General features: G+C 61.1%; 1 protein-coding gene. It reads right to left on the minus strand.

Annotated features, from left to right (window positions below):
- Nucleotides 1-160: 160 nt before the first annotated feature.
- Nucleotides 161-1492: a group II intron reverse transcriptase/maturase gene (ltrA, locus tag EPJ54_RS19575; protein ID WP_135213469.1), complete on the minus strand. Its 1332-nt coding sequence runs from the start codon at nucleotides 1490-1492 to the stop codon at nucleotides 161-163.
- Nucleotides 1493-1988 lie beyond the last annotated feature (496 nt).

A 1988-nucleotide genomic window follows, 5' to 3' on the forward strand; every position in this document is an offset into this window, starting at 1 on the left:
TCGTAGAGTCGGGATGTGGCGCGGTGGTGTTAGGCCGGGCGTAGCTGTTGCCGCCTCTTTCGTTTGGCGGTGCCTGAGGAGCCTGACCATACTCCGTTTCCACATCCCTCTCATCGAACCGGACATGCAGATCTCCCGCATCCGGCTCTCGGACAAGACATCACGCCTTCACCCACGACGGGCCACGGCCAAGTCGGGTCAAACGTACGAGCCCGAAGTGCTCGTAGAGGTGCGAGAGTGGATAGGTCCCGCCTCGGCGTCGCTTGACTTTGTGCTTGGCGCGTAGCCACCGGCGCAACCGCACAGCTGTGTAAGTGTCGAGCGCGCGGTACGCGGGATTGACCGTGCCTACCCGAAAGTAGTTCGCCCAGCCGCGCAGCGTGCGGTTCAACTTCATCACCAGCTCGGTGGTCTCTTGCCATGTCCCCGTGTGGACGGTGAGCGCGTGGATCTTTTCGACCGCGCGCTTGATGCTTTTCTTCGATGGCCGGTAGCCCAGGCGGGCTTGACCGGTTCGCGCAGAATACATCCGTCCAAACGTGTAGCCCAAGAAGTCGAAGCTGCTCTCCGGGACGCTGCAGATGCGTGTCTTCTCTTCGCTGACCGTGAGCTTCAGCTTGCCCATGATCGCGCGCAGGTGCTGCAGCGCCAAGTCAGCGTTGCCTCGTCTACACAAGATCACGAGATCGTCGGCATAGGTCACGAGCCGTGCGCCGAGACGCTGCTCCAGCCCAAGCTGTCGCCATCCCAACACAAACCGGCGCATGTAGAGATTGGCCAGCAAGGGTGAGAGAGGCGAGCCCTGCGGGATGCCGCGTCCGCTGTCGCGCGCTTCCGTCGTGCGTCGCTTTCCGCCTCGATCGTCGGTTTCTTCGACAGCGCATTCCAACCACATCTTGATCAGATGCAGCACGCGCCGGTCTACGACACGGCGCGCCACCGATTTCATAAGTTCGGCGTGAGGGATGCTGCCAAAATAATCCGCGAGGTCGGCGTCGACGACGTCCGAGTGGCCGCGAAACAATTGCTCTTCCACTTCCGTCACAGCCTGCTGAGCGTTGCGCCCAGCACGATAGGCATAGAGTTCAGGTGGAAGATCGGCTTCAAAGATCGGGTCCAACACCAGCGTCGCCGCTGTCATCGCCACCCGATCTCGCACGGTTGAGATGCCCAGCGGCCTTAGCTTGCCGTTGGGCTTTGGGATGTGCACGCGTCTGATCGCGTCCGGTTTGTAGCTTTCTTGCCTGAGCGCAAGCGCCAGTTCGCCGAGCCATCGTTCAACGCCATACGCTTCGATGTCGGCGAAGTCCTGGCCGTCCACGCCCGGTGAGCCCTTGTTGGAGCGGCACTGCGCGTAGGCGAACGCCAAAATATCTTCGCGATAAATCTTGTCGTAGAGCGCGTAGAAACGATAGCCAGCTTCGGCCTTCGCTTTTGCGTGTAACGCCGTCTGCAATTTCTGAACACTGTTCGGAGTTGATAGGTTGCCCAATCTCCAGGTCCTTGCTCGCGTGTTGCGTTGGTCTTGAACTGAGGCCCCTTCCCTCCGCCGCCATTACGCGGCTTCAGCGGTACTACGAGCCTCTCCGTCACCCCAATGCGCCAAGCCTGTCCCTCACGGGCGTCTTGTTGATCATCGCTGATCACGCACTGGGGCTTCCCGTGTTGCGTGCGCTTTCCTTGTGTACATGCTGCCGCCAGTACCCCGGTGCAGCGAGCGGGCGTCGTCTTGCTCTCTCACCCGTTCGTGTCAGCCTTCCCCGAAACGGCTATCGGGTCGGCCTGCACATCGTCCTTTTCGAGGCTTGCTCAGCGTTCACTCGCGTTGCGGCCTGCACACTCGCTCTGTCACCAATTCGTGACACGATTATCGAAGGCTTCAGCCAGTTCGTTACCTCCCTGTCTGCTCCGATCGCTTCCGGCTGGAGCATCTGCCGGGTGGGGCTTGCACCCACTGGAAAGCGCCGCCTTTGCACGGCGCACGCCGA

It is taken from the genome of Vitreimonas flagellata, from assembly GCF_004634425.1.
In the GTDB taxonomy this organism is placed as follows: Bacteria; Pseudomonadota; Alphaproteobacteria; order Caulobacterales; family Aquidulcibacteraceae; genus Vitreimonas; species Vitreimonas flagellata.